Annotated in this window: 26 protein-coding genes; 17 read left to right on the forward strand and 9 right to left on the reverse strand. The window is 71.5% G+C overall.

What is annotated here, in order from left to right; translation table 11 throughout:
- Positions 1–31: 31 nt before the first annotated feature.
- Genes pgsA through B0A89_RS02995 form a run of 3 tightly spaced genes read left to right on the forward strand, consistent with a single transcriptional unit; the run spans position 32 to position 1,337 of the window.
- Positions 32–655 carry a CDP-diacylglycerol--glycerol-3-phosphate 3-phosphatidyltransferase gene (gene pgsA / locus B0A89_RS02985; RefSeq protein ID WP_085376859.1) on the forward strand — a complete coding sequence of 208 codons (624 nt, stop codon included), beginning with the start codon at positions 32–34 and terminating at the stop codon, positions 653–655.
- Positions 652–903 carry a molybdopterin converting factor subunit 1 gene (gene moaD / locus B0A89_RS02990; protein ID WP_085376860.1) on the forward strand — a complete coding sequence of 84 codons (252 nt, stop codon included), beginning with the start codon at positions 652–654 and terminating at the stop codon, positions 901–903. Before pgsA ends, moaD begins: the two co-directional genes overlap by 4 nt.
- Positions 903–1,337, forward strand: a complete 435-nt coding sequence (locus B0A89_RS02995; protein WP_085376861.1) for a molybdenum cofactor biosynthesis protein MoaE — start codon at positions 903–905, stop codon at positions 1,335–1,337. The genes moaD and B0A89_RS02995 overlap by 1 nt, the downstream gene beginning before the upstream one ends.
- A 74-nt stretch (positions 1,338–1,411) precedes the next feature.
- On the opposite strand, the gene B0A89_RS03000 is transcribed toward B0A89_RS02995, so the two are convergent.
- Positions 1,412–1,843, reverse strand: coding sequence for an Lrp/AsnC family transcriptional regulator (locus tag B0A89_RS03000; protein WP_085376862.1), 432 nt, complete (start codon positions 1,841–1,843; stop codon positions 1,412–1,414).
- Between the two features lie 147 nt (positions 1,844–1,990).
- Between B0A89_RS03000 and B0A89_RS03005 the strand changes: the two genes are divergently transcribed.
- Positions 1,991–3,148 carry a type III PLP-dependent enzyme domain-containing protein gene (locus B0A89_RS03005; protein WP_085376863.1) on the forward strand — a complete coding sequence of 386 codons (1,158 nt, stop codon included), beginning with the start codon at positions 1,991–1,993 and terminating at the stop codon, positions 3,146–3,148.
- Between the two features lie 10 nt (positions 3,149–3,158).
- On the opposite strand, the gene metF is transcribed toward B0A89_RS03005, so the two are convergent.
- The gene (gene metF / locus B0A89_RS03010) at positions 3,159–4,013 is read right to left on the reverse strand and encodes a methylenetetrahydrofolate reductase [NAD(P)H] (RefSeq protein WP_085376864.1); all 855 of its coding nucleotides are present in this window, start codon (positions 4,011–4,013) and stop codon (positions 3,159–3,161) included.
- An 84-nt stretch (positions 4,014–4,097) separates the two neighbouring features.
- On the opposite strand from metF, the gene B0A89_RS03015 reads away from it, so the two are divergent.
- The 4 genes from B0A89_RS03015 to B0A89_RS03030 all read left to right on the forward strand — a co-directional run bounded on the left by B0A89_RS03015 (position 4,098) and on the right by B0A89_RS03030 (position 7,520).
- On the forward strand, positions 4,098–5,030 hold the full coding sequence (locus B0A89_RS03015) for a LysR family transcriptional regulator (protein WP_085376865.1): 933 nt from the start codon (positions 4,098–4,100) through the stop codon (positions 5,028–5,030).
- Between the two features lie 13 nt (positions 5,031–5,043).
- Complete coding sequence (locus B0A89_RS03020) at positions 5,044–5,502, forward strand: DUF4126 domain-containing protein (protein WP_085376866.1); 459 nt, start codon at positions 5,044–5,046, stop codon at positions 5,500–5,502.
- A 74-nt stretch (positions 5,503–5,576) separates the two neighbouring features.
- Entirely contained in the window at positions 5,577–6,368 is a 792-nt protein-coding gene (locus B0A89_RS03025; protein WP_085376867.1) for an inositol monophosphatase family protein, read from the forward strand.
- Positions 6,369–6,650: 282 nt separating this feature from the next.
- Positions 6,651–7,520 carry a DMT family transporter gene (locus tag B0A89_RS03030; RefSeq protein ID WP_085378713.1) on the forward strand — a complete coding sequence of 290 codons (870 nt, stop codon included), beginning with the start codon at positions 6,651–6,653 and terminating at the stop codon, positions 7,518–7,520.
- Here B0A89_RS03030 and B0A89_RS15290 read toward each other — a convergent pair.
- Complete coding sequence (locus tag B0A89_RS15290; RefSeq protein ID WP_157115221.1) at positions 7,480–10,062, reverse strand: lytic transglycosylase domain-containing protein; 2,583 nt, start codon at positions 10,060–10,062, stop codon at positions 7,480–7,482. The two genes, B0A89_RS03030 and B0A89_RS15290, sit on opposite strands and share 41 nt — an antisense overlap.
- Before the next feature lie 107 nt (positions 10,063–10,169).
- Between B0A89_RS15290 and dapA the strand changes: the two genes are divergently transcribed.
- Positions 10,170–11,045: a 4-hydroxy-tetrahydrodipicolinate synthase gene (gene dapA, locus B0A89_RS03040; RefSeq protein ID WP_085378714.1), complete on the forward strand. Its 876-nt coding sequence runs from the start codon at positions 10,170–10,172 to the stop codon at positions 11,043–11,045.
- A gap of 62 nt (positions 11,046–11,107) precedes the next feature.
- On the opposite strand, the gene B0A89_RS03045 is transcribed toward dapA, so the two are convergent.
- Both B0A89_RS03045 and B0A89_RS03050 read right to left on the reverse strand, forming a co-directional pair.
- On the reverse strand, positions 11,108–12,205 hold the full coding sequence (locus tag B0A89_RS03045; RefSeq protein ID WP_085376868.1) for a pyridoxal phosphate-dependent aminotransferase: 1,098 nt from the start codon (positions 12,203–12,205) through the stop codon (positions 11,108–11,110).
- 225 nt (positions 12,206–12,430) lie between these two features.
- Positions 12,431–14,092: a thiamine pyrophosphate-binding protein gene (locus B0A89_RS03050; protein ID WP_085376869.1), complete on the reverse strand. Its 1,662-nt coding sequence runs from the start codon at positions 14,090–14,092 to the stop codon at positions 12,431–12,433.
- 121 nt (positions 14,093–14,213) lie between these two features.
- Between B0A89_RS03050 and smpB the strand changes: the two genes are divergently transcribed.
- Entirely contained in the window at positions 14,214–14,687 is a 474-nt protein-coding gene (gene smpB, locus B0A89_RS03055) for an SsrA-binding protein SmpB (RefSeq protein WP_085378715.1), read from the forward strand.
- A gap of 138 nt (positions 14,688–14,825) precedes the next feature.
- Here smpB and B0A89_RS03060 read toward each other — a convergent pair whose 3' ends face one another.
- Complete coding sequence (locus B0A89_RS03060) at positions 14,826–15,233, reverse strand: DUF1810 domain-containing protein (RefSeq protein WP_085376870.1); 408 nt, start codon at positions 15,231–15,233, stop codon at positions 14,826–14,828.
- Between the two features lie 105 nt (positions 15,234–15,338).
- Between B0A89_RS03060 and sseA the strand changes: the two genes are divergently transcribed.
- The 7 genes from sseA (at position 15,339) to zapE (ending at position 20,947) form a co-directional block, all read left to right on the forward strand.
- Positions 15,339–16,190, forward strand: coding sequence for a 3-mercaptopyruvate sulfurtransferase (gene sseA, locus B0A89_RS03065; RefSeq protein WP_085376871.1), 852 nt, complete (start codon positions 15,339–15,341; stop codon positions 16,188–16,190).
- The gene (locus B0A89_RS03070; RefSeq protein WP_085376872.1) at positions 16,190–17,374 is read left to right on the forward strand and encodes an amino acid aminotransferase; all 1,185 of its coding nucleotides are present in this window, start codon (positions 16,190–16,192) and stop codon (positions 17,372–17,374) included. Before sseA ends, B0A89_RS03070 begins: the two co-directional genes overlap by 1 nt.
- A gap of 91 nt (positions 17,375–17,465) precedes the next feature.
- A complete protein-coding gene (ccmI, locus tag B0A89_RS03075; RefSeq protein ID WP_085376873.1) occupies positions 17,466–18,704 on the forward strand; it encodes a c-type cytochrome biogenesis protein CcmI in 1,239 nt (412 codons plus the stop codon).
- Positions 18,701–19,168, forward strand: coding sequence for a Holliday junction resolvase RuvX (gene ruvX, locus B0A89_RS03080; RefSeq protein WP_085376874.1), 468 nt, complete (start codon positions 18,701–18,703; stop codon positions 19,166–19,168). The genes ccmI and ruvX overlap by 4 nt, the downstream gene beginning before the upstream one ends.
- Positions 19,165–19,365 (forward strand): DUF1289 domain-containing protein, encoded by a 201-nt coding sequence (locus tag B0A89_RS03085; protein ID WP_085376875.1) that lies wholly within the window; start codon positions 19,165–19,167, stop codon positions 19,363–19,365. The genes ruvX and B0A89_RS03085 overlap by 4 nt, the downstream gene beginning before the upstream one ends.
- Before the next feature lie 49 nt (positions 19,366–19,414).
- Positions 19,415–19,774 carry a YciI family protein gene (locus tag B0A89_RS03090; protein WP_085376876.1) on the forward strand — a complete coding sequence of 120 codons (360 nt, stop codon included), beginning with the start codon at positions 19,415–19,417 and terminating at the stop codon, positions 19,772–19,774.
- 45 nt (positions 19,775–19,819) lie between these two features.
- Positions 19,820–20,947, forward strand: a complete 1,128-nt coding sequence (zapE, locus tag B0A89_RS03095) for a cell division protein ZapE (RefSeq protein WP_085376877.1) — start codon at positions 19,820–19,822, stop codon at positions 20,945–20,947.
- 117 nt (positions 20,948–21,064) lie between these two features.
- On the opposite strand, the gene B0A89_RS03100 is transcribed toward zapE, so the two are convergent.
- The 3 genes from B0A89_RS03100 to B0A89_RS03110 all read right to left on the reverse strand — a co-directional run bounded on the left by B0A89_RS03100 (position 21,065) and on the right by B0A89_RS03110 (position 24,208).
- Positions 21,065–22,336 (reverse strand): bifunctional folylpolyglutamate synthase/dihydrofolate synthase, encoded by a 1,272-nt coding sequence (locus B0A89_RS03100; protein WP_085376878.1) that lies wholly within the window; start codon positions 22,334–22,336, stop codon positions 21,065–21,067.
- Positions 22,333–23,283 (reverse strand): acetyl-CoA carboxylase, carboxyltransferase subunit beta, encoded by a 951-nt coding sequence (accD, locus tag B0A89_RS03105; protein ID WP_085376879.1) that lies wholly within the window; start codon positions 23,281–23,283, stop codon positions 22,333–22,335. Before accD ends, B0A89_RS03100 begins: the two co-directional genes overlap by 4 nt.
- A gap of 319 nt (positions 23,284–23,602) precedes the next feature.
- On the reverse strand, positions 23,603–24,208 hold the full coding sequence (locus B0A89_RS03110) for a CAP domain-containing protein (protein ID WP_085376880.1): 606 nt from the start codon (positions 24,206–24,208) through the stop codon (positions 23,603–23,605).
- Between the last annotated feature and the right edge of the window lie 24 nt (positions 24,209–24,232).

Genomic DNA, 24,232 nt, shown 5'->3' on the forward strand with positions numbered 1-24,232 from the left:
GCCGCCGCGCGCGACGGGGTAGCCTGCGCGCATGACGCTGAACCTGCCCAATCTGCTGACCCTGCTGCGCCTTGTGGCCGCGCCCGGCGTGCCGCTGATGTTCCTGTATTTCAGCCGCCCCTTCGCCGATTTCGCGGCGCTGGCGCTGTTCATCATCGCCGCGGTCACCGACTGGTTCGACGGCCATCTGGCCCGCAGCTGGCAACAGGAAAGCCGCTTCGGCGCCGCCATGGACCCCATCGCCGACAAGGCGATGGTGGTCATCGCGCTGGTGGTCATCACCGGCTATTCGGGCATGAACCCCTGGCTGATCCTGCCCGCCACGGTGATCCTGTTCCGCGAGGTCTTCGTCAGCGGCCTGCGCGAATTCCTGGGCGCCGATGCCGCCACGCTCAAGGTCACGCGCATCGCCAAGTGGAAGACGACCGCCCAGATGATCGCCATCGCGATGATGTTCCTGGGAACGGGGCTGGACTTCTTCGAAAAGGGCCATGCGCCGCTGGTGGGCGAGGGCCGCCTGCCCTGGTCCGACAGCTGGTCGGACCTTGCGACGCAGATGGGGCTGCTGCTGATGTGGGTGGCGGCGGTCATGACGGCGATCACGGGCTGGGACTATTTCACCAAGGCCCGGCCCTGGCTGAGGGATGTGCGATGACGCTCGACGTGCTGTATTTCGCCTGGCTGCGCGAGCGGATCGGCGCCCCCCGCGAACGGATCGAGACCGCGGCCGCCACCGTGGCCGAGCTGGTGGCCGAACTGGTGCGCCGCGACGACCGCCACGCCGCCGCCCTGAGCGATCTGGATGCCGTGCGCGTGGCGGTGGACCAGCAGCTGGCCGGGCTGGACACCCCGCTTGCCGGCGCGCGCGAGATCGCCTTCTTTCCGCCGATGACGGGCGGCTGATGCGGGTCGTGGTCCAGTCCGAACGCTTCGACGCCGGCGCCCTTCTGGACGGGTTCGGCGCAGGGGCGGGTGCCGTCGTCACCTTCACAGGCCTCGTGCGCGGCGACGGGGGCCTGGTCGCGCTCGACATCGAACACTATCCCGGCATGACCGAAAGGGCCCTGACAAGCCATGCGCAGGCGGCGATGGACCGCTTCGGCCTTGCCGATGTGCTGATCGTCCACCGCCACGGGCATCTGCCGGTGGGCGAGCCGATCATGATGGTCGCCACGGCCGCCCGCCACCGCCGCGCCGCCTTTGACGCGGCCGATTTCCTGATGGACTGGCTGAAATCCCGCGCCCCCTTCTGGAAGCGCGAGATCGGCCGGGGCGGCCCCGGCGCATGGGTCGCCGCCAGGGCAGAGGACGAAACCGCGCTGGGCCGCTGGGGCTGACAGGGCTTCTTTCTGGCCCAAATACCCATGCAGCGGTGCCGCCAGACCGCCCGGCGGCCGGGCGGGACGCCGCATCAGACGGCCCGGTCGAACTTGGTGGACAGATGCACCAGGCTTTCGGAGGACCGCACCCCGGTCAGATTGCCGATCTGATCCAGCACCTCGTCCAGTTCGGTTGTCGAGGCACAGGCGATTTGCAGCAGCAGGTCCACCCGGCCGCTGGTGGAATGGACCCGCTCGACCGCCGGAATGGCCTTGAGCCGGCCCAAGATCGCCGGCTGCGCCCGCGCCTCGATGGTCAGAAGGCAGGTGGCGCGGATCCGCGTCAGCCGCGCGGCCTCGCCCAGGCGCAGCGTATAGCCGGCGATGACGCCCGATGTCTCCAGCCGCTCCAGCCGCGCCTGCACGGTCGAGCGCGCCAGCTTGATCCGCCGCGCCAGCACTGCGACCGACACGCGGGCATCCTGGCCCAGATGCGCCAGAATGGCGCGGTCCGTCTCATCCATCTGAACCTCTCCTGCGAAATGTCGGCGCTTTCCGGCGTTTTAACGGGACGGAAAGGATATTTCACCCTTTTCATCGCTGCATGTGCGCCCCATAGCGCGCATTCTGCGCCGCAGAGGCATCCAGGCGAGCACGAGAAAGGACCGCGCATGGGACTGAGCGAAGGCAACCAGGCCAAGACCGTCTGGGACAATCCGGCCGAGATCGTCCGCAGCCTCAGGCCGGAAAATCCCGTGCTGGTCTTTGCCCCGACCATCCTGCAGGACCGCGCGCGGCAGTTCATCGAGGGCTTTCCCGGCCTTGTGACCTATGCCGTCAAGTCCAACCCCGAAGAGGCCGTCATCAACAACCTCGTGGCCGCCGGCATCCGCGGCTTTGACGTGGCCTCGCCCTTCGAGATCGACCTGATCGGCCGCCTCGCGCCGATGGCGGCGCGCCATTATCACAACCCGGTCCGCTCGACCGCCGAGATCGCCCATGCCGTCGCGGCCGGCATCAAGGCATGGTCCGTGGACAGCCGCTCGGAGCTCGACAAGCTGTTCGCGCAGGTGCCGGCCGAAGACTGCGAGATCTCGCCCCGCTTCAAGCTGCCGGTGCTGGGCGCGGCCTATGATTTCGGCGCCAAGTTCGGCGCAACGCCCGACCGCGCGGCCGAACTGCTCGCTGCCGTGGCGGCGCGGGGCTATGTGCCGTCGCTGACCTTCCATCCGGGCACGCAATGCGTCGATCCGGGCGCATGGGAACAGTATATCCGCACCGCGCGCGAAATCGCCGACAAGGCCGGCGTCATGCCGCGGCGGCTCAATGTCGGGGGCGGCTTTCCGTCCTGGCGCGTCCATGGGGTCGAGCCCGACCTGCCGGCCATTTTCGAGCGCATCGGCACGGTCACGGCCGAGGTGTTCGGCGAAAACGCGCCGCAACTGGTCTGCGAGCCGGGGCGCGGCCTGTGCGGCGATGCCTTTGCGATCATCGCCCGCGTCAAGGCGCTGCGCGACGATGGGGCCGTGTTCCTGAACGACGGTGTCTATGGCGGGCTGACCGAATTGCCGATGATCGGCAATCTCGACCGCATCGACGTGCTGACCCCGCAGGGAGAGCGGCGGAGCGCCCCCGACGCAGGCCGCGTCGTCTTTGGCCCGACCTGCGATTCGGTGGACCGCCTGCCGGGCGAGCTGGCGCTGCCCGGCGACATCGCCGAGGGCGATTACCTCGTCATCAATGGCGCCGGGGCCTATTCGGTCGTCACCAATACCCGCTTCAACGGCTTTGGGGAATTGCAGCAGCTGACCGCGATGAGCCTGGGCTGACGGCTCAGGCTCAGGCCGCCGCGGCGCGGCTCGTCGCCCCCAGCGCGGCGCAGACCTCGGCCGTCAGTTCGGGGCGGTTCAGCGTATAGAAATGCAGCCGGTCCACCCCGCCCTCGGTCAGCCGGCGGCACAGCTCCACCGCCAGGTCGCGCGCCAGCGCCCGCTCGCCCGCGGCGCCGGCGCGGGCAAAGGCGTCCTCGGCCCATTGCGGCACGCTGGTGCCGCAGCGGGCGGCGAAACGCTTGGTGCCGGCCCATGACTGGATGGGCAGGATGCCGGGGATGACCGGGGCGGCGATCCCGGCGGCTGCGCAGGCATCGCGGAAGCGGAAGAACGTCTCGACGTCAAAGAAGAACTGGGTGATGGCGCTGGACGCGCCGGCCTCGATCTTGCGTTTGAGAAAGGCCACGTCGGCGGCCGTGCCGGCGCTGTCGGGATGGGGTTCGGGATAGGCGCCGCAGCGGATGGTGAACCCGCCGCGGGCTGCGATGGCGCCGATCAGCTCGACCGAACTGGCAAATCCGTCCGGACAGGCCGTCCAGGCCGCCGCGCCCTGCGGGGCATCCCCGCGCAGGGCCACGATCTCGCGCACCCCGGCGGCGGCATAATCGTCCACGATCTGCATCGTCTCGGCGCGCGTCGCCTCGACACAGGTCAGATGCGCCGCCACGTTCAGCCCGTAATGCGAGGCAAGGGCAGTCACCGCCTCATGCGTCAGCTGCCGCGTCGTGCCCCCTGCCCCATAGGTGACCGACACGAAATCGGGGCCAAGCGGCGCCAGCGCCCGCGCCGTTTCCCACAGCCTGAACGACTGATCGAGCGTCCGGGGGGGAAAGAATTCAAAGCTGACAGCAGGCACGGGCATGACGATTCCTCTTTGACGCCCTTGTGCCATGGCCGGCGCCGTGAGACTAATTCATATTGTGCAACTTTATGATGACCGTCTTTCATGCATCTTGAACTTCGCCACCTGCGCACGATCCGCGCCATCCACGATCATGGCGGGCTGGCGCGGGCGGCCGAGGTGCTGAACATCACCCAATCCGCCCTGTCCCATCAGGTCCGCGCGATGGAGGAGCAGGCCGGCACCGCGCTGTTCTTGCGCCCGGCCAAGCCGATGCGTCTTTCGCCCGCCGGGATGCGGCTGCTGACGCTGGCGCGTCAGGTGCTGCCGCTGGTCGAGGCGGCCGAGGCCGAGATGCGCGGCGTCACGCAGGGCCGCGTCGGGCGCATGCACATTGCGATGGAATGCCACGCCTGCTTCAACTGGCTGCTGCCGGCGCTGGACCGCTTTCGCCACCGCTGGCCGCAGGTGGATATCGACGTGCGCGCCGGGCTGGCCTTCACCGCGCTGCCCGCGCTGGTGCGGGGGGACGCGGATCTGGTGGTGTCCTCCGACCCAGAGGACCTGCCCGGCGTCACCTTCGAGCCGCTGTTCGACTATCACCCGCTGCTGGCGGTTCCGGCCAGCCATCCGCTGGCCGCCCGCCCCTTTGCCGAACCGGCCGACCTGGCGGGCGAGACGCTGATCACCTATCCGATGGACCGGGCGAGGCTCGACGTGTTCTCGCATTTCCTCGGGCCTGCCGGGGTCCGCCCCGCCGCTGTGCGCGAGATCGAGCTGACCGACGTGATCCTGCTGCTGGTCGCATCGGGCCGCGGTGTCGCGGTGCTGCCCGACTGGGTTCTGGCGCGCGAGGCGGGCAATCCCGACCTGCGGACCCTGCGGCTGGGCCATGGCGGCGTCACGCGCCGCCTTTTCGCCGCCGTCCGCGACGAAGATCGCGCCCGCCCCTATGTGCAGGACATGCTGCGCCTGGCGCGGGAGAGCCGCTCGGCGGAACCCGCCCCCGCCCTGCAGGCGTTTGATCCTCATCCATGACGGAGTGTTCTTGATGCTGGCTTCATTCCTGCTGGGCCTTGTCGGCGGCCAGCGTTCGATGACCCCGCTGGCCGCCGTGGCGCTGGCCGCGGCAAATGGCCGTCTGCCGCGGGGCCGTGCCGCGCCTGCCTTTCTGCGCACCGACGCCGCCGCCGGAGGCGCCCTGATGCTGGCACTGGCCGAGATGGCCGGGGACAAGATGAAGGGCGCGCCCGACCGGATCGTGCCCGCAGGGCTTGCCGCGCGGGCCGTCATGACCGGCTTCGCCGCCGGCTGCGCGGCCCCGCGGGGCCGGTTCTGGCAGGGCGCGGCGCTGGGGGGCGTGACCGCCGTCGCGGCCTCGTATCCCGGCTGGCGCGCCCGGATCGCGGCGATGAAACGCCATGGTCAGACCGATACGGGCCTGGTCGAGGATGCGCTGGTCATCGCCGGGGCCGCGGCGATCATGGGCGCGATCGGCCGCGCCGGGTGATGCCGCCCCCGCTTTCCTTTCGGCGGTGCGCGGCCTAAACGGTCCTGCCATCCCCAGCCCGCCAAGGAACGCCGATGCCCAGCGCCAATCTCAATGTCATGATCAAGGCCGCGCGCAAGGCCGGCCGCAGCCTCGTCAAGGACTTCCGCGAGGTCGAGAACCTGCAGGTGTCCTCGAAAGGCCCGGGCGATTTCGTCAGCCGCGCCGACCGCGAGGCCGAGCGAATCATCCGCGAGGAATTGCGCGGCGCACGCCCCACCTATGGCTGGCTGGGCGAGGAAACCGGCACCGAGGCCGGCGAGGACCCAACCCGGCGCTGGATCGTCGATCCCCTCGACGGCACGACCAACTTCCTGCACGGCCTGCCGCACTGGGCGGTCAGCATCGCGCTCGAGCACAAGGGCGAGATCGTCGCCGCCGTCGTCTTCGACCCCGCCAAGGACGAGCTTTACACCGCCGAGCGGGGCGACGGCGCCTTTGTCAACGATCAGCGCCTGCGGGTATCGGGGCGGCGCGACATGAACTCGGCCATCTTCGCGACGGGCGTGCCGTTCGGCGGGCGCGGCACGCTGCCGGCGACGCTGCGCGATCTGGCGCGGCTGATGCCGGTCTGCGCGGGCGTGCGGCGCTGGGGTTCGGCCGCGCTGGACCTGGCCTATGTGGCGGCGGGCCGCTATGACGGCTATTGGGAACGCGGCATCCAGCCCTATGACGTGGCCGCCGGCTGGCTGCTGGTCAAGGAAGCGGGCGGCTTTGTCGAGCCGTTGCGCCCCCATGACGGGCCGGGCGTCGATGCCGGCGACATCGTGGCGGCCAATGCACAGCTGTTCGACGGCTTTGCCGCCATCGTGCGCAGCCGCGACTGATCGCCTCGGCCCTGCCGCGGCCTGCCGCGGACCATCCATGGGGGCATGGCGCAACGCCTCAAGGGCCGGCACGCGGCGCGGGACTGCTTGACAGGCGACCAGGATCGCAGTGACGCACAAGCCGTCCCCCCGTTCCTTCAGCCGGACATCGCCATGCCCCTTACCGAACCGACGGCCCCCGAACCGGGCGTGCCGGACATCCCGCCCGGCACGCCGGCCGGAACAGGGCGGGACGCCGTCCCGCGGCCTGCGCCCCATCCTGCGCCCGAACGCCGGCGCCGGATGGAAGGCCAGCGCGCGGGCATCCTGATCATGTGCATCGTCAGCCTGATCTTTGCCGTGCAGGATGCGGTGTCGCGCCATCTTGGCGCGCTTTACCCGCCCGTCTTCGTGACCATGCTGCGCTACTGGTTCTTTGCGCTGTTCGCCGTGGTCATGGCGGCGCGCGGACCAGGCGGGCTGCGCGCGGCGCTGCGTTCCGCGCATCCGGTGCTGCAGTCCCTGCGCGGGCTGATCCTGGTCGCCGAGGTCGTGCTGATGCTGGTCGCCTTTGTCAAACTGGGCATCGTGGCGACCCATGCGGTGTTCACCGTCGCGCCGCTGCTGGTGGTGGCGCTGTCGGGGCCGGTGCTGGGCGAACGGATCGGCTGGCGGCGCTGGCTGGCGGTCGGGGTGGGCTTTGTGGGGATGCTGGTCGTTCTCAGGCCCGGCTTTGCGGTGTTCTCGCCCTGGGCCATCCTGCCGCTGGTCTCGGCGTTCATGTTCGCCCTTTACGCGCTGATGACCCGCCGCGTGGCTGCCGAGGACAGCGCGCTCGTCAGCTTTTTCTGGACCGGGCTGGCAGGGGCGCTGGGGATCACTCTGGCCGGCATCTGGTTTGCCCGGCCCATCGCCCCGGCCGACTGGCCATGGATGGCGGCGCTGTGCCTGACGGGCGTTGCCGGCCATTACCTGCTGATCCGCGCCTATGAACTGGCCGAGGCGTCCAGCCTGCAGCCCTTCGCCTATACGCAGCTGGTCTGGGTCACCGTGATCGGCGTGTTCCTGCTGGGCGAGAGGGTCGAGCCGCCTGTCATCGCCGGCATGGCGATCATCGTGTCGGCAGGGCTGTTCACCTGGTGGCGGACGATGCAGGCCGCGCGGCAGGACTGACGGGCCCGCCGGCAAGGGGATCAGCAGCCGAACCGGCAGGCGCGGCACTGGCTGGGGCACCGGCTGGGGGGCCGGCTGCGGGGCTTGATGCGGTACCGGCTGCGGCGCTGGCGGGCGGCTTGGCTGCGGGGCTGGCGGGCGGCTTGGCGCCCGGACGGGCCGCGGGCTTGAGAAGGGGACCAGCCTGGGCGAGCGCGGCGGCGACCGCCGCGATCTGGGCGGCGGGGATCGGCGGGGCGGCCGCTTCCTGGCCGGCCGTGGCCGTCCCGGCCTGCGCGGCAGGGGCGGCGGCCGGGGCTGGGCCGGGGGCCGCCAGCTCAGGGGTGGCGGCTGGCGCTGGGGCGGCGGCTGGGACGGGGGCAGGCGCGGGCATCCCTGCACCCGCGGGATCATCGCCCCCCTTTCCCCCCGGCGCTGCCCGAACCGTCTGCGCCCCCCCGCCCGTTGCCGCCGGCATTTGCGCCCCTGCCCCCGCCCCTGCTGTTGCCACGGCCAGCGCCCTTGCCCTGGCTGCGGCCGCGCGCACCCATTCCGCCGCCGGGCGCGGCCGATCCGACAGGGCCAGCACCAGCGGCGAGACAGCAGGCGGCGGTTCGGACAGGCCGCCGCGCAGATCCCAGCTGGGCACCAGCGGGACTGGATGCCCCGCGATGCGGGCGCGATAGATGGGCAGCGACTCGGCCACGCGCATCACATAGGTGCGGGTTTCGTCAAACGGGATCATCTCGACCCAATCCACCGGATCGACCCCTTGCGGGCCGGCAAGCCGCAGATCGCCGATGTCCCGCAGCCACCGGGCCGAACGCCCCGGCCCCGCATTATAGCCGGCCGCCACCAGCGCGACCGAATGGCCGAAACGGCCCCGCAGCCCGCGCAGATAGGCCGCGCCCAGGCGCGCGTTATAGGCCGCGTCCTGCGTCAGCCGGGCAGGCTCGAACGGCTCGGCGATGAGGGCGGCCATCAGGCGGGCGGTGTCGGGCATCACCTGCATCAGCCCCTTGGCCCCGGCGGGCGAGCTGACGGTATGGTTGAACTCGCTTTCCCGCCGGGCGATGGACAGAACCAGCTCGGCCGGCAGGCCGGTATCGGCACGCTCAAGCCCCGTCAGGGGGAAATAGATCGCCGGCCAGACGCCCCCCTTCGCCGCCGCCGCCTTGCCCAGCCGCAGCGCGTCCCAGGGGCGGTGCAGTTCCATCATCAGGCGGGCCATGCGCGCGATGTCGTCGGGCGCGGCCGTTTCCGCCAGGTGCAGGAAGAACCGCTGCGCCTGCGCCCCGTCCCCCGCGGCGACCAGCCACAGCCCGGCCTGAAAGACCCCGTTGCCGCGCAGCGCCGCGCCGCGCCAGTCGGGCAGGCTGTCCACGCCCGCGCCGGGCAGCGCCAGCCCCGCCTGCATCGGCGCCCCGATGCGCTCGGCGGCAAGCTGGCCGTAGAAGGCGGTCTGGTGGCGCGCGGCCTCGGCATAGCTGGCGCGGGCGCCCGCCGCGTCGCCCGCCGCCTCGGCCGCGCGGCCGCGCCAGTAATGGGTCCGCGACAGGGTGATCGGCCCGCTGCCCGTGGCCGGCAGGCGCGCGAAATACGCCGCCGCCCGGTCCGCCGCCCCGGCGCGCAGCGCCCCATAGCCGGCCAGCCAGTCCAGATCCTGCGCATCATCGCCCGCGGGCAGGAAATGGTTGGCGGCCAGCCGCTCGGCCATGGCCCAGTCGCCGGCGCGCAGCGCGGCGCGGGCCATGTCGCGGCGCTGCGCCGCCCAGGCGGCGGGGTTGCCCAGCCCCTCGGCCGAGGTCGAGCGTTCCAGCATCAGCGCCCGCGCCAGATCGCCCTGCCGCGCCGCCACGCGCCAGCGAAAACGGTCGAGCGCCAGCCCCGCATCCGCCCGCTGCGCCTCGGGCAGGGCCAGGATCAGCGCGTCCACGCCCGGCCGGCGCGCCTGCACGGCAATGCGCGCCCGTGCCAGATCGGCCGCCGGGCCGGCGGGGATCAGGGTCAGCATCCGTTCGGCCGCGGCCCATTCGCCCTTGTCCAGCAGCGCGCTGATCCGCGCGCCATGCCAGGGTGCCAGCGCGGGGCCATGCGCGGCCAGCATCGCCACCTCGTCCCGCGGGTCGAGCGCGGCGGCCTGCACCCACCAGCGCCCTGCGGCCTCGGCCCGCTTGGCAGCGGGCTGAGCCGCGATCCAGGCCCGCGCGCCATTCGCCGTCAGCGGCAGGCGATCGCCGAACCAGGCCAGCACCTCGGGCGCGGGCAGATCCTCGCGCAGCGCCGCCTCGCCCCGGCGCAGCAGCAACTCCATGCCCGGCCAGTCGGGATGACGGGCGGCAAAGCCCCTGTATTCCGCCCAGCTTCCCTGCCCGGCGCGCAGCCGCTGCCACAGCACCAGATCAAGGGCCATCGGCCCGGAGGCGCGCGCCGCGGTTTCGGCGCCCGCCCAGTCGCGCGCGCCCGCCGCCGCCAGGGCGCGGGCGATCAGGGCCGCATCCTCGGCGCAGGCGGGCGCAGCGGTCAGCAGCGCAAGGGCGAATGGCAGCAGGCGGGCCTTCATGCGCCGCACTGTGCGGGGCCGGGACGGCGGCGGCAACTCATATCCTTGGAATCGTCCTGCCTTGGCTGTATCGGGAACGGACCGCCACCCAGATGGACCCGCGCATCATGTTCAAAGGCTCCCTGCCTGCCCTGATCACCCCGCTGCGCGAGGACGGCGAGATCGACTGGCCGACGCTTGAAAGACTGGTCGAATGGCACATCGCCCAGGGCAGCGACGGGCTGGTCCCGGTCGGCACCACCGGCGAAAGCCCCACGCTCAGCCATGCCGAACACCAGGCGGTGGTCGAGGCGGTGGTGCGCCACGCCGCCGGCCGCATCCCGGTCATCGCGGGCGCGGGGTCGAACAACACGCGCGAGGCGATCGGGCTGGCCCAGCATGCCTGCAGTGTCGGGGCGGACGGGCTGCTGATCGTGACGCCCTATTACAACAAGCCGACCCAGGACGGGATGATCGCCCATTTCACGGCGGTCCATGACGCCACCGACAAGCCGATCATCATCTACAACATCCCGGGCCGTTCGGTCGTGGACATGACGCCCGAGACGATGGGCGCGCTGGCGCGTCTGCCGCGCATCGCCGGGGTCAAGGACGCGACGGGCAAGCTCGAACGGGTATGCTGCCAGCGCATCACCTGCGGGGCCGATTTCATCCAGCTGTCGGGCGAGGATGCGACCGCCCACGGCTTCAACGCGCAGGGCGGGACGGGCTGCATTTCAGTCACCGCCAATGTCGCCCCGGCGCTGTGCGCACAGATGCAGGCCGCCTGCCTCAGGGGCGATTATGCCGAGGCACTGCGGCTGCAGGACCGGCTGATGCCGCTGCATATCGCGATCTTCATCGAACCGGGGCTGGTGGGGGCGAAATACGCCATGTCGCGGCTGGGCCTGTGCGGCGAAACCGTGCGCCTGCCGCTGGTGCCGTTGACCCAGGGGACGCGCGCGCGCATCGACGCGGCGCTGGATCACGCCGGGCTGCTGTAACGGCGCCGCCGGACCGGGGGCCAGCCCCCGGACCCCCGGGATATTTGGGGCCGCCCGAAAGGCTAGCGCCGCGCCGCGGCCAGCGCGTCCGGCAGGGCGGCGGCCAGGGCGTCAAGCTCGGCGTCCGGGCCGCAGCTGATGCGGATGCAGCGGTTCTGGGGCGCAACCCAGGGCATGCGCACGAAGACGCCCCGTTCGGCCAGCCCGGCCAGCACGGCGCGCGCCAGATCGCCATCCCCGCCACAATCCACCGCGACGAAATTCGTGGCCGAGGGCAGCGCCGACAGGCCGTTGTCGCGCGCGATCGCGGCGATCCGGTCACGCGCTGCGACCACGCGGGCCACGGCCCCGGCCAGATGCGCCCGATCGCCCAGCGCCGCCAGCGCCCCGGCCTGGGCGATGCGGTTCACCCCGAAATGGTTGCGCACCCGGTCAAAGGCGCGGATCACCGCGGGCGCGCCAATGGCCCAGCCGATCCGCGCCCCGGCCATGGCATAAGCCTTGGAAAAGGTCCGCATCCGCAGGATGCGCGGATCATCGGGGTCGATCCGCGGCAAGGCGGGGGCGAATTCGGCATAAGCCTCGTCCAGGATCAGCAGGATGTCGGGCGGCAGGGCGGCGACGGCCGCCTCGATCGCCTCGGGCGCATGCCAGCCGCCCATGGGATTGTCGGGGTTGCACAGATAGACCATGCGCGCGCCGGTCTGCGCCGCCCGCGCGACCAGCGCGGCAGGATCCTGGCGGTCGCCCGCATAGGGGACGCGGACCAGCGTTCCGCCAAAGCCGGCGACGTGAAAATCAAAGGTCGGATAGCCGCCTTCCGAGGTCACCACCTTGGCCCCCTCGCCCACCATCAGGCGGACGGCAAGGCCCAGCAGGCCGTCGATCCCCTCGCCCACGACGACATGATCGGGCGTCACCCCGCAATGGACGGCGATCGCGGCACGCAGGTCATGGCTGGTCGGATCGCCGTATTTCCAGACCTCGGCCGCCGCCGCCTGGATGGCAGCAACGGCACGCGGCGAGGGGCCGAAGCCGTTTTCATTGGCCCCCAGCCGCGCCGCGAAGGACGCCCCGCGCTGGCGCTCCAGCGTTTCGGGGCCGACGAAGGGGACCGAGTCGGGCAGGCGGGACGGCAGGGGCGCAAGGGTCGGTATCATCCTGCCAGATGACCCCGAACGTGGCCCTGCTGCAAGCGGGCAATGCCCCGCCGAGAGCGGCAGGGGCCATTCCCCCGGACGCGCAGCGGGGCAATTCGCCACAGCCGGCGGCCGCAAGCCCCCTGCTTGGCCGCCGGCGACTGCCTTTGCGGCCGCGACCCGCGGCGCGGCATGGCCGCCGAAGGCGGAGGGCCGCTCCTCTCGGCCAGGGCCGGCGCGGCACGGCTACCCGGCCTGCCGGGCAGCCTCGCCTGCGGCGCGCACCTCGCTCAGCGTCGCGCCGGTGGTCAGCGCCTCGGGGTCCAGCCGCAGCTCGATCAGCGCGAGCCCGCCGCTGGCCTGCGCGCGGCCGAAGGCACCGGCGAAACCGGCCTGGTCCGTCACCACCTCGCCATGCCCGCCATAGGCGCGCACCAGCGCGGCGAAATCGGGGTTGAACAGGTCCGTTCCCGACACCTTGCCGGGATAATGCTTTTCCTGGTGCATGCGGATCGTGCCATAGCGGCCGTTATTGGCCACGATGACAATGACCCGTGCGCCTTCCTGCGCGGCGGTGGACAGCTCGTTGATCGTCATCTGCAGGCAGCCGTCCCCGGCCATGCAGATCACGGTGCGCCCGGGATGGGCGATGCTGGCCGCGATCGCCGCCGGCAGGCCATAGCCCATCGAGCCGGAGGTCGGCGCCAGCTGCGTTCCCGCCCGCTTGAAGCGGAAATAACGGTGGATGAACGAGGCATAGTTGCCAGCGCCGTTGGTGATGATGGCATCCTCGGGCAGGTTGTCCGACAGCCAGCGGACCACCTCCTCCATCCGCACCGCGCCGGGGGTCGGCCTAGGGGCCTGCCAGTCCTCGTATCGCGCACGCAGCCCGGCAGTCCAGTCGTCCCAGCGGCGCGGGGCCGGCCGGCCCGCCAGCGCCGCCAGCACGGCGCGCGGACAGGCGGCGATGCCAGGATCGGCGCGCCACAGATGCCCGATCTCGTCGGGCGAGGGATAGACGTGGATGATCCGCCGGCCCTGCGCGGCAGGGCTCATCAGATCATAGCCATTGGTCAGCGTGTCCCCCAGCCGCGAGCCGAGCGACAGGATGCAATCCGCCTGTTGCAGCGCCTCGCCCAGGCGCGGATTCATCCCCACGCCCAGATCGCCGGCATAGTTCGGGTGCCGGTTGTCCATATGGCTCTGCCGGCGGAACGGCACCGCGACGGGCAGGCCCCAGCTTTCGGCAAACCGCGCCAGATTGGCCGCATCCTGCGGCGACCAGACCGAGCCGCCCGGCACGACCAGCGGGCGTTCGGACGCCGCCAGGGCGTCAGCGATCGCGGCAAGCTGGCTGTCCGAAAGGCCCGCGACGGGGCGGGCCGCGGGGGCGAGATCGGCGGCATCCGACAGGGCCGACAGCATGTCCTCGGGCAGGGCCAGCACCACCGGGCCGGGGCGGCCCGACTGCGCCAGGTCAAAGGCGCGGGCGACATATTCGGGAATACGGTCGGTGTGGTCGATCTCGGCCGCCCATTTGGCGATGCCGCCGAACATCTGGCGGTAATCGACCTCCTGGAAGGCCTCGCGGTCGCGGTCGGACCGGGCGATCTGGCCGACGAACAGGATCATCGGGGTCGAATCCTGCCGCGCCACATGCACGCCCGCGCTGGCATTGGTCGCGCCCGGACCGCGGGTGACAAAGCAGACGCCCGGCGCGCCGGTCAGCTTGCCCCATGCCTCGGCCATCATGGCGGCGCCGCCCTCGTGCCGGCAGACGGTATTGTCGATGCCGGTATCATGAAGGCCGTCCAGGGCCGCCAGAAAGCTTTCCCCCGGCACGGAAAACACCCGCCGCACCCCGTGCAGCGCCAGTGCATCCGCCAATATCCGCCCGCCATGCCGCATTGCTGGCCCCCTTTTGCCGATCACCGCCGCAACGATGGGGCAAGCCCATGCGACAGGCAAGCCGCCGCCATTGCGCAGCATCCTTTACTTGGACCCGATGCGCGCCTATCTGGACCGGATCATGGCGCAGGCAAAATCAGACCCCAACTACAAGGTGATCGCCGAAAACCGGCGGGCGCGGTTCGATTACTTCATCGAAAGCGATATCGAGGTGGGGATCGTCCTGACCGGATCCGAGGTCAAGGCGCTGCGCACCGGCCAGTCGAACATCGCCGAATCCTATGCCAGCGTCGAGAATGGCGAGCTGTGGCTCATCAACGGCTATATCTCGGCCTACAAGCAGGCCGGGGTATTCGGGCATGAGGAACGCCGCCATCGCAAGCTGCTGGTCAGCGCCAAGGAACTGTCGCGCCTGTGGCAATCGGTCGGGCGCGAGGGGATGACGCTGGTTCCGCTGGTGATGTATTTCAACCATCGCGGGATCGTGAAGCTCAAGCTCGGGGTCGCCAAGGGCAAGAAGAACCACGACAAGCGCGCGACCGAGGCCCAGCGCGACTGGGGCCGCGAAAAGCAGCGCCTGCTCAAGCAGGGCTGAGCGCGCGGCGGGCATGCGGGGTGCGGCAGGTCCGCTGCAGCGCGGGGCCTGTCGTTCCCGGCCGGTGTCGGGCGGCGGGATGCCAGAACAGAAGGCCGGCGTCACGGCGCGCCCGGCGGCAGGATGGCGCGGCGCCCCCTACAGCAGCGCCAGCGTGGCCGGGTCGGGCTGGCCGCCATGGAACGCGGCCAGCAGCCTGTCGAACAGCTCGCCCCCGCCCGCCGCGGCGAACAGGGTCGCACAGGAGCGCAGCTTGAGCGCATCCACCGGCCCCAGCACCGCCTCGGCCGGGGTGCCGGCGTTTTCCAGCATGGCGCGCGCGGCCTCGCGCAGGTTCGCCGCCAAGACCGGATCGTCCAGATAGGCGCGGGCCTCGGCCAGGTCGCGGATGCCGTAATGCCGGGCCGTTTCAGACCGACCCAATGCGGCAAGCTGCGGAAAGACATACCACATCCAGTGGTTTGTCTTTCGCCCGGCGCGCAGCTCGGCCACCGCGCGGGCCTGATCGCGCGCCTGGGCCTGGTGAAAGCGGTGCAGGTCGTTCATCGCCCCATGGATGCGCCCGCACGGGCCATGCGGTCAAGGGCCGTTGTCCTGCCCGCCCGCCGGGGCTAAGAGAACGCGGTGCCGCGCCATGGGGGGGAGAAGGGAATGGACGATCCGAAAACGCTGGTCTCCACCGAATGGCTGGCCGCGCATCTGAACGATCCCGACCTGCGGATCATCGATGCAAGCTGGCACATGCCCGGCGCCGGCCGCGATGCGCGCGCCGAATACGAGGCCGCGCACATCCCCGGGGCGCGCTTCTTCGACATCGACGCGATTGCCGACAGCCGCTCGCCCCTGCCGCACATGGCCCCTCCGCCCGAGGTCTTCGTCAGCCGCCTGCGCGCGATGGGCGTCGGGGACGGCCATCAGGTCGTCGTCTATGACGACTCGGCGGTTCATTCGGCCAGCCGCGTCTGGTGGACCTTCCGCCTGATGGGCAAGACAGACGTGGCCGTGCTGGACGGCGGCCTGGCCAAATGGCGGGCCGAGGGACGGCCGGTCGAGGACATGCCCCCCGCCCTGCGCGACCGCCACATGACCGTCCATCGCCAGGCCGGGCTGGTGCGCGACGTGACGCAGGTCGCCGCCGCATCCAAGCTGGGCGATCAGCAGATCGTCGATGCCCGCAGCCCCGCCCGCTTTCGCGGCGACGAGCCAGAGCCGCGCCCCGGCCTGCGCGCCGGCCACATTCCCGGCGCGCGGAACCTGCCCTTCGGGCAGCTGTTCGATGCCGACGGCACGATGAAGGACACCGGCGCGATCCGCGCCGCCTTCGATGCCGCGGGCGTGGACCTGTCGCGCCCGGTCATCGCGACCTGCGGATCGGGCATCACCGCGGCCAGCCTGGCCCTGGCGCTGGAACGGCTGGGGCATCGCCACTGGTCGCTGTATGACGGCAGCTGGACCGAATGGGGCAGCTTCCCCGACCTCAAGATCGCAACCGGAGACGCCTGATGTTCGGCAACCTGCAACCGCAAGCCCCCGACAAGATCCTGGCCCTGATGGGCGAGTTCCGCGCCGACACCCGGCAGGGCAAGATCGACCTGGGCGTGGGCGTCTACAAGGATCCCACCGGCGTGACCCCGGTGATGCGCGCGGTGAAAGAGGCCGAGCGCCGCATCTGGGAAGCCGAGACCACCAAGGCCTATACCGCCCTGGGCGGCGAGCCGGCCTATCTGTCCGCGATGAGCCGCCTGGTGCTGGGCGAGACGCTGGATGCCGACCGCACCGCCGCCCTGTCCACGGTCGGCGGGACCGGCGCGATCCGGCAGGCGCTGGAACTGGCGCGGATCGGCAATCCCGGCCTGACCCTGCACGTGTCCGATCCGACCTGGCCGAACCATGTGTCCATGGCGCGCTTTCTGGGCATCCCGGTCGCGGAATACCGCTATTTCGACGAGGCCAGCCGCGGCGTCGATTTCGAGGGAATGAAGGCCGACATCGGCCGCGCCAGGGCGGGCGATCTGGTCCTGCTGCACGGCTGCTGCCACAATCCCACGGGCGCCAACCTGACGGCGGACCAGTGGGCCGAGGTGTCGGCGATCCTGGCCCGCACGGGCGCGGTGCCCTTCGTGGACCTGGCCTATCAGGGTTTCGGCGACGGGCTGGACGAGGACGCGGCGGGCACCCGCCTGATCGTGGCCAACGCGCCCGAGGCGCTGGTCGCGGCGTCCTGTTCCAAGAACTTCGGCATCTACCGCGAACGCACGGGCGTGCTGCTGGCCAAGGTCGAGGGGCGGGCGGCGCGCGATCTGGCCGCCGGCACCATGGCCTTCCTGAACCGGCAGACCTATTCCTTCCCGCCCGATCACGGCGCCCGCATCGTCCAGACGATCCTGGACGACGCCGCCCTGGCCGCCGACTGGAGGGCCGAGCTGGAGGAGGTGCGCCTGGGGATGCTGTCGCTGCGCCGCCAGCTTGCCGGGGAAATGCGCAGCCTGACGGGCACAAACCGGTTCGACTTCATCGAACATCACCGCGGCATGTTCTCGCGCCTTGGCGCGACGCCCGCGCAGGTGCAGCGGATCAGGGATGAGCACGCCATCTACATGGTGGGCGATTCGCGCCTGAACATCGCCGGGCTGAACGAAGGCAGCGTCCCGGTGCTGGCCCGCGCCCTTGTCGAGGCCGGTGTCTGAGCGCCGCCAGCGCCCGCGTGCCTTGCCGCCCCGCACCCTGACGGGGCGATGAACCGCTGCGGCAGGGCCGCGGCTGAAGGATGAGACAGCGATGTTCTGGATCATGGCGGGTGCGATGATGGTGCTGGTCGGGGGGGCGATCCTGCTGCCCTTCATGCGCCGCGGCGCGGCCCCCGCCCTATCGCCCGCGGCGTTCGACCTGCGCGTCTATCGCGAACAGCTGCGCGAGGTGGACAGGGACATCGCGCGCGGCGTGCTGGCGCCCGACGACGCCGCGCGGCTGCGCACCGAAATCGGCCGCAAGGTGCTGGAGGCCGACCGCGCGCTGACCCGGCAGGCCGCGCCCGATCACCGCGCGCCGCGCGCCGCGATCGCGGCGGCGGCGCTGGCCGCGCTGCTTGCCGGCAGCGTTGGGGTCTATGCCCGTCTGGGCAGCCCCAGCATGCCCGATCTGCCGCTGGCCGAACGGATCGCGGCGGCAGACCGGCGCATGGCCGCGCGCCCCCTGCAGGCCGAGGCCGAGGCGGCCGCCCCCGCGCGCCCCCGGCCCCAGCCCCCCGAGGATTATGCCCGCCTTGTCCAGCAGCTGCGCGATGCCGTGGCCAGGCGGCCGGGCGATGCGCAGGGGCTGGCGCTGCTGGCCGAACACGAGGCGCGGCTTGGCAACCTTGTTGCCGCGCGGCAGGCGCAGGAAAGCCTGCTGTCCGCCCGCGGCAAGGACGCCACCGCCGAGGATCACGCCCGCCTTGCCGGCCTGATGATCGAGGCCGCCGGGGGCGCCGTCTCGCGCGAGGCCGAGGCGCAGCTTGGCACGGCGCTCAAGCTCGATCCGCAGAACGGGCAGGCGCATTACCTGCAGGGGCTGATGCTGGCGCAGGGTGACCGCCCCGACCTTGCCTTTGCGATCTGGCGCAGGCTGGCGGAAACCAGCCGCCCCGATGATCCCTGGATGGAGCCGCTGCGCCGCCTGCTGCCGGACCTGGCCTGGCTGGCCGGCCATCCGGATTATCAGCTGCCCGGCGGCAATGCGCCCCCCCTGCCCGGTCCCGATGCCGCCGACATGGCCGCAGCCGCCGCGATGACGCCCGAGCAGCGCCAGCAGATGATCCGCGGCATGGTTACGCAGCTGGAAACCCGCCTCGCCGATCAGGGCGGCGCGCCCGAGGAATGGGCACGCCTGATCACCGCGCTGGCGCGCCTGGGCGATACCGCCCATGCGCAGGAAATCTGGACCGAGGCGCAGGGCCGCTTTGCCGGCCGCCCCGAGGCGCTGGCGGCGATCGCCGGGGCCGGCGCCGAGGCCGGGCTGACCGGCACGGCGGCGCCGTGATCTGCGCGCGCATCGAGGATCTGGCCGGCGCCCTGCCGCCCGCCGGCGCGATCGCGGGGCTTGATCTGGGCACCAAGACCATCGGCGTTGCGGTCAGCGACGGGCTGCGGCAGATCGCCTCGCCCCTGACGGTCATCCGGCGCGTCAGGTTCACCGCCGATGCCGCCGCGCTGCTGGATATCGTGGCCGGGCGCGGGCTGGCGGGCATCATCCTCGGCCTGCCTCTGAACATGGACGGCAGCGAAGGGCCGCGCGCGCAGTCCACCCGCGCCTTTGCCCGCAACCTGGAACGGCTGACGCCGCTGCCGATCGGGTTCTGGGATGAACGGCTGTCCACGGTGGCCGCCGAACGCGCCCTGCTGGAAGCGGATGCCTCGCGCCGCCGCAGGGCCGCCGTGATCGACCAGGTGGCGGCAGGCTATATCCTGCAGGGCGCGCTCGACCGGCTGCGGTATCTGGCATGACCGTCGCCAGCCCCTGCCGCAACATCTGCCAGCTGGATGCGGCACGGCGCCTCTGCCTGGGCTGCCGGCGCACGATCGAGGAAATCGGGCTGTGGTCACGGATGTCCGACGCCCAGCGCCAGGCGGTGCTGGACCGGCTGGCGGCGCAAACCCGCACAGGGGCATCTGGCGGGCTCGACCCGCAGCCGCGGCTGTGAGACCCTGTCCGCGACACCGCCGGACAATGGGCGAGCCGAGGGGGATGCGATGCGCGTGATGGTGCTGGTCAAGGCGACCGAGAACAGCGAGCGGGGCGAGATGCCCTCGGCCGAACTGCTGGCGGCGATGGGGGCGTTCAACGCGGAATTGGCCGCCGCGGGGGTGATGACCGACGGGGGCGGGCTGCGGCCATCCTCGGAGGGGCGGCGCATCGCCTTTGACGGCGCAGGCCGGCAGGTGTCGGACGGCCCCTTCGCTCCTGCGTCCGAGCTGGTCGCGGGATACTGGATCTGGACTGTGCGCGACATGGAGGAAGCAGGCGCCTGGGCCAGGCGCTGCCCCAACCCGATGCCGGGGCCCAGCGTGCTGGAGCTGCGTCCCCTCTACGAGGAAACGGACTTCGGCTGATGGCGCGGGCTTGCGCGGGGCGCGCGGATTTGGCACGGGCGCGGCATGACCAACGCCGCCGCCCGCCCCGTCACCGCCGCCTATGAGGCCCGAATCGCCGATGGCCGCCTGATCGGCGATCCGGCCCAGCGCGCCGTGCTGCCGGCGCTTGACGGGCTGGCCGTCGCCATGTCCGCCCCCCCGCCTGCCGAAAGGTCGGGCGGGCTGATCGGGCGGCTGTTCGGGGCCGCGTCTTCGCCCGCGCCGCAGGCGGGGGCGCCGCGCGGCATCTATCTGTGGGGCGGGGTCGGGCGCGGCAAGTCGATGCTGATGGACCTGATGATGGACACGGCCCGAACCGGGGCAAAGCGGCGCGTCCATTTCCATGCCTTCATGCAGGAGGTCCATGCCGGGCTGAACGCGGCGCGCGCGCGCGGCGATCAGGACGCCGTCCGCCCGGTGGCCGAGGCGATCGCCGCCCGCACGCGGCTGTTCTGCTTTGACGAGATGCAGATCACCGACATCGCCGATGCGATGATCGTGGGCCGGCTGTTCCAGGTGCTGTTCGACCGGGGCGTGTCGGTCGTCACCACCTCGAACCGACCGCCCGAGGATCTGTACAAGGACGGGCTTAACCGGGCGCTGTTCCTGCCCTTCATCGACCTGATCCGCGAGCGGATGCAGGTCCTGCGGCTGGGCAGCGAACGCGACTATCGGCAGGACCGGATGCAGGGCGGACAGGTCTGGTTTTCACCCGATGACGCGGCGGCGCGGCGGGCGCTGGACGGCATATGGGACGAGCTGACCGGCGGGGCCGAGCCCGCCCCGCGCGTGCTGGCCGTGGGGGGGCGGCAGCTGGGCATCCCGGCCGCGGGCCGGGTGGGGCGCAGCAGCTTTGCCGATCTGTGCGGCCAGCCGCTTGGCCCGGCCGACTATCTTGCCATCGCCGATGCCTTCGACACCCTGATCCTTGACGCCATACCGCGGCTTGGCCCGCAGAACCATGATCAGGCGCGGCGCTTCGTGACGCTGATCGACGCGCTTTACGAGGCGCGCGTGCGCCTGATCGCCAGCGCCGCCGACGCGCCCGAACAGCTGTATGCCACCGGCCGCGGCAGTTTCGAGTTTGAGCGCACCGCCAGCCGCCTGCAGGAAATGCGCGATGCCGGCTGGGGGACAGTGCCGGCGGGCTGACAAGGCCGCGGCCCGCGCCATGCGCCCCACGCCGCGCGGCGATGGCCGGCGCCCTGCCCCCGCGGCATTGGCAGAGGCGCGCCTGGCGGCCGCATCCGCGGCGCCAGGGCGGGCGCGTCAGCCGTTTTCGCGCAGAACACGGCCCGCGAGGTAAAGCGAGCCGCAGATCAGCAGCCGCGATCCGGGATGATCGGCGGCCAGCCGGGCGATGGCGGCGGCGGTATCGGGTGCGATCTGCGCCGGGATCGCGGCCTGCGCGGCTGCCTCGGCCGTCGCCTCGGCCGGCAGGGTGTTCGCCTCGCCCGGAATCGCCACGGCCGTCAGGCTCGCGGCGACCGCGGCAAGGGGGCGCATGTAACCCGCCACATCCTTGGTGTTCAGCATCCCGCAGACCAGATGGGTCGGCTTGGGCGGCATCGCGGCGAGCGTCGCCGCCACCGCCTGCCCGCCCGCGGGATTGTGGCCCCCGTCGAGCCACAGCTCGCAGGCCCCCGCGGCCTCGACCAGCGGGCCGCGGGTCAGCCGCTGCATCCGTGCGGGCCAATCCACCCCCGTCAGCGCCGCCGCAGCCTCGGCCCTGCCGAAACCCAGCTCGCGCAGACAGGCGGTCGCGGTGGCGGCATTATCGATCTGATGGGGGCCGGGCAGGGCCGGCAGGGGCAGGTCGAGCAGGCCCCGTTCATCCTGAAAGACCAGCGAATCACCCTCGCGCTGGGCGGTCCAGTGCTGGCCCGCCGCCGACAGGCGGCAGCCCAGCCGCAGTGCCTGCCGTTCGATCACGGCCAGGGCGGCATCGTCCTGGCGCGCCACCACGCAGGGCACGCCGCGTTTGAGGATGCCCGCCTTTTCACCGGCGATCTCGGCCAGCGTCTCGCCCAGATACTGGGTGTGATCGATGCTGACCGGGGTGATGACGCATAGCCGGGGGCGCCGGACGACATTCGTGGCATCCAGCCGCCCGCCAAGGCCGACCTCAAGCAGGGTATAATCCGCCGGCACCCGCGAAAAGGCCAGAAAGGCCGCCGCCGTCGTCACCTCGAAGAAGGTGATGGGGCGGCCGTCATTCACCCGCTCGACCTCGGCCAGCATGTCCGCCAGCAGGGCGTCCGAGATCAGCGTGCCCGCCAGCCGGATGCGTTCGTTGAAATAGGCCAGATGCGGCGAGGTATAGGCGTGAACCCGCAGCCCGGCCGATTCCAGCCCGGCGCGGATATAGGCCTGGGTTGATCCCTTGCCGTTCGTGCCCGCCACATGCACCACGGGCGGAATGCGGTCCTGCGGATCGCCCAGATCGGCCAACAGGGCCGACAGGCGGTCGAGCGAGAGGTCTATGACCTTGGGATGCAGCCGCGTCAGGCGATCGAGAATCACGTCGGTCGCCGCGCTCACGCCGGGCCGGCCTCGGGCGAGGGTTGATCCTCGGGATGGGTGTCAGGGATCGAGACGGGGATGACACCCGGCGCCGGCAGGTCGGCGACGATGGGCGCGGACTGGCGCGTCAGCATCCGCAGGATCGACACGAGTTCCTCGCGCAGCTTCTTGCGGTGGGTGACGCGGTCCAGCATCCCGTGTTCCAACAGGTATTCGGCGCGCTGGAATCCCTCGGGCAGCTTTTCGCGGATGGTCTGTTCGATCACCCGCGGGCCGGCAAAGCAGATCAGGGCGTTCGGCTCGGCGATCTGCACATCGCCCAGCATCGCATAGCTGGCGGTGACGCCGCCGGTTGTCGGATGGGTCAGCACGACGACATAGGGCAGCCCCGCCTCTTTCAGCATCTGCACGGCGACCGTGGTGCGCGGCATCTGCATCAGCGACAGGATGCCTTCCTGCATCCGCGCGCCGCCCGCGGCCGAGAACAGCACCAAGGGGCGTTTGAGGGCCACGGCGCGCTGCGCGGCGGCCAGGATGGCGTTGCCGACATACATCCCCATCGAGCCGCCCATGAAGCTGAAATCCTGCGCCGCCGCGACGATCGGGGTGCGCCCCATCTCGCCCTCGGCGACCAGCATCGCCTCCTTCTCGCCCGTGGCCTTCTGCGCGGCCTTCAGCCGGTCGGGATATTTCTTCTGGTCGCGAAAGCCCAAGGGATCGGCAAGCGGCTCGGGCACCTTGACCTCCGAGAACACGCCCCCGTCGAACAGCGCGGTGAAGCGGGCGCGGGGCGTGATGGGCAGGTGGTGATCGCAGTTGGTGCAGACATTCAGGTTGTCGGCCAGTTCGCGGTGGAACAGCATCGTCCCGCATTCCGAGCACTTGGTCCACAGGTTCTCGGGCACCTCGCGGCGCGAGAACAGCGAATTGATGCGCGGGCGCACATAGTTCGTGATCCAGTTCATCGGGCAAGCCTCGCGATCGGCAATCCGCCGGTCAGATAGGCGGCGCAGACGGCGAATGCAATCGCCGTGCCGACAGGGGGGCGGCCCCGCACCCGCCCCGCCGGCCGGCCCGGCCGTGTTCCTCGGCCCATGGCCGCTGCTGCCCTGCCGGCACCGGCAGGCGCCCCGCCGCAGGAAAGGCCGCGGCCCCGCGGCCGGCCGGGCATCCGGCCCGGCGGGCCGGACGGGGCGGCTGGATGGATGTCAGGCCGATCTGGCGGCGCCATCGGCCCCATGGGCGGGCGGGCCGCCCCTGCCCGCCAGGCCCGCCTTTGCGCCCTCAGCGCGGCTGGGCATAGATCGTCGTCCAATAGGTCGTCTTGCCATCCGCGCCCGAGGCATGGCCGATGCCCATATGCCTGAGGCCGGGCCGCACGATGTTGACCAGATGCAGGGGCGAGCTGCCCCATTCCGCCAGCACCCGCCCTATGTCCATGCGCCCGGCCGCGATGTTTTCGGTCGTGACGGCCGGGCGGTATCCCGCAGCCTTGAGACGCGGTCCGGGGCGGCCGCCGCTTTGGCTGACATGGGTCATGGTGCCGCGGCGGGCCATTTCGCAGGCCTGCTGTTCGGCGACGCGCTGCAGCGTGGGGTGGGTGGCCACCGGCGGCTGCCCCCTGTCGCGCCGCGCCGCGTTCGCCGCCGCGGCGGCGGCCGCAGCCTCGGCGGGCGCGGTGCGCGGGCAGGCTGCCTGCCCTGCGGATGCGATCAGCAGATCTCCATGCCCATCCGTGCGGACATAGCCGCGCGGCAGGCCGAGCGGCGCCTTTCCCCCGGCGGCAGGCGGCGGCGCCGGGGCGGGGCCGGCGCAAGCCGCCAGCATCGCCGCCGCCAGCAGCCCCGCGCAAGCCGGCATGACCGCTCGCCTGGAAACCGTTTTTCTCATGGGCCGTCCTCATTCCTGTAATCG

The sequence above is a fragment of the Paracoccus contaminans genome, assembly GCF_002105555.1.
In the GTDB taxonomy this organism is placed as follows: Bacteria; Pseudomonadota; Alphaproteobacteria; order Rhodobacterales; family Rhodobacteraceae; genus Paracoccus; species Paracoccus contaminans.

Bases quoted from the DNA above. Each gene is read 5' to 3' on its own strand.
- pgsA (WP_085376859.1), top strand. From the start codon at position 32: ATGACGCTGAACCTGCCCAATCTGCTGACCCTGCTGCGCCTTGTGGCC.
- moaD (WP_085376860.1), top strand. From the start codon at position 652: ATGACGCTCGACGTGCTGTATTTCGCCTGGCTGCGCGAGCGGATCGGC.
- B0A89_RS02995 (WP_085376861.1), top strand. From the start codon at position 903: ATGCGGGTCGTGGTCCAGTCCGAACGCTTCGACGCCGGCGCCCTTCTG.
- B0A89_RS03000 (WP_085376862.1), bottom strand. From the start codon at position 1,843: ATGGATGAGACGGACCGCGCCATTCTGGCGCATCTGGGCCAGGATGCC.
- B0A89_RS03005 (WP_085376863.1), top strand. From the start codon at position 1,991: ATGGGACTGAGCGAAGGCAACCAGGCCAAGACCGTCTGGGACAATCCG.
- metF (WP_085376864.1), bottom strand. From the start codon at position 4,013: ATGCCCGTGCCTGCTGTCAGCTTTGAATTCTTTCCCCCCCGGACGCTC.
- B0A89_RS03015 (WP_085376865.1), top strand. From the start codon at position 4,098: ATGCATCTTGAACTTCGCCACCTGCGCACGATCCGCGCCATCCACGAT.
- B0A89_RS03020 (WP_085376866.1), top strand. From the start codon at position 5,044: ATGCTGGCTTCATTCCTGCTGGGCCTTGTCGGCGGCCAGCGTTCGATG.
- B0A89_RS03025 (WP_085376867.1), top strand. From the start codon at position 5,577: ATGCCCAGCGCCAATCTCAATGTCATGATCAAGGCCGCGCGCAAGGCC.
- B0A89_RS03030 (WP_085378713.1), top strand. From the start codon at position 6,651: ATGGAAGGCCAGCGCGCGGGCATCCTGATCATGTGCATCGTCAGCCTG.
- B0A89_RS15290 (WP_157115221.1), bottom strand. From the start codon at position 10,062: ATGAAGGCCCGCCTGCTGCCATTCGCCCTTGCGCTGCTGACCGCTGCG.
- dapA (WP_085378714.1), top strand. From the start codon at position 10,170: ATGTTCAAAGGCTCCCTGCCTGCCCTGATCACCCCGCTGCGCGAGGAC.
- B0A89_RS03045 (WP_085376868.1), bottom strand. From the start codon at position 12,205: ATGATACCGACCCTTGCGCCCCTGCCGTCCCGCCTGCCCGACTCGGTC.
- B0A89_RS03050 (WP_085376869.1), bottom strand. From the start codon at position 14,092: ATGCGGCATGGCGGGCGGATATTGGCGGATGCACTGGCGCTGCACGGG.
- smpB (WP_085378715.1), top strand. From the start codon at position 14,214: ATGGCGCAGGCAAAATCAGACCCCAACTACAAGGTGATCGCCGAAAAC.
- B0A89_RS03060 (WP_085376870.1), bottom strand. From the start codon at position 15,233: ATGAACGACCTGCACCGCTTTCACCAGGCCCAGGCGCGCGATCAGGCC.
- sseA (WP_085376871.1), top strand. From the start codon at position 15,339: ATGGACGATCCGAAAACGCTGGTCTCCACCGAATGGCTGGCCGCGCAT.
- B0A89_RS03070 (WP_085376872.1), top strand. From the start codon at position 16,190: ATGTTCGGCAACCTGCAACCGCAAGCCCCCGACAAGATCCTGGCCCTG.
- ccmI (WP_085376873.1), top strand. From the start codon at position 17,466: ATGTTCTGGATCATGGCGGGTGCGATGATGGTGCTGGTCGGGGGGGCG.
- B0A89_RS03085 (WP_085376875.1), top strand. From the start codon at position 19,165: ATGACCGTCGCCAGCCCCTGCCGCAACATCTGCCAGCTGGATGCGGCA.
- B0A89_RS03090 (WP_085376876.1), top strand. From the start codon at position 19,415: ATGCGCGTGATGGTGCTGGTCAAGGCGACCGAGAACAGCGAGCGGGGC.
- zapE (WP_085376877.1), top strand. From the start codon at position 19,820: ATGACCAACGCCGCCGCCCGCCCCGTCACCGCCGCCTATGAGGCCCGA.
- accD (WP_085376879.1), bottom strand. From the start codon at position 23,283: ATGAACTGGATCACGAACTATGTGCGCCCGCGCATCAATTCGCTGTTC.
- B0A89_RS03110 (WP_085376880.1), bottom strand. From the start codon at position 24,208: ATGAGAAAAACGGTTTCCAGGCGAGCGGTCATGCCGGCTTGCGCGGGG.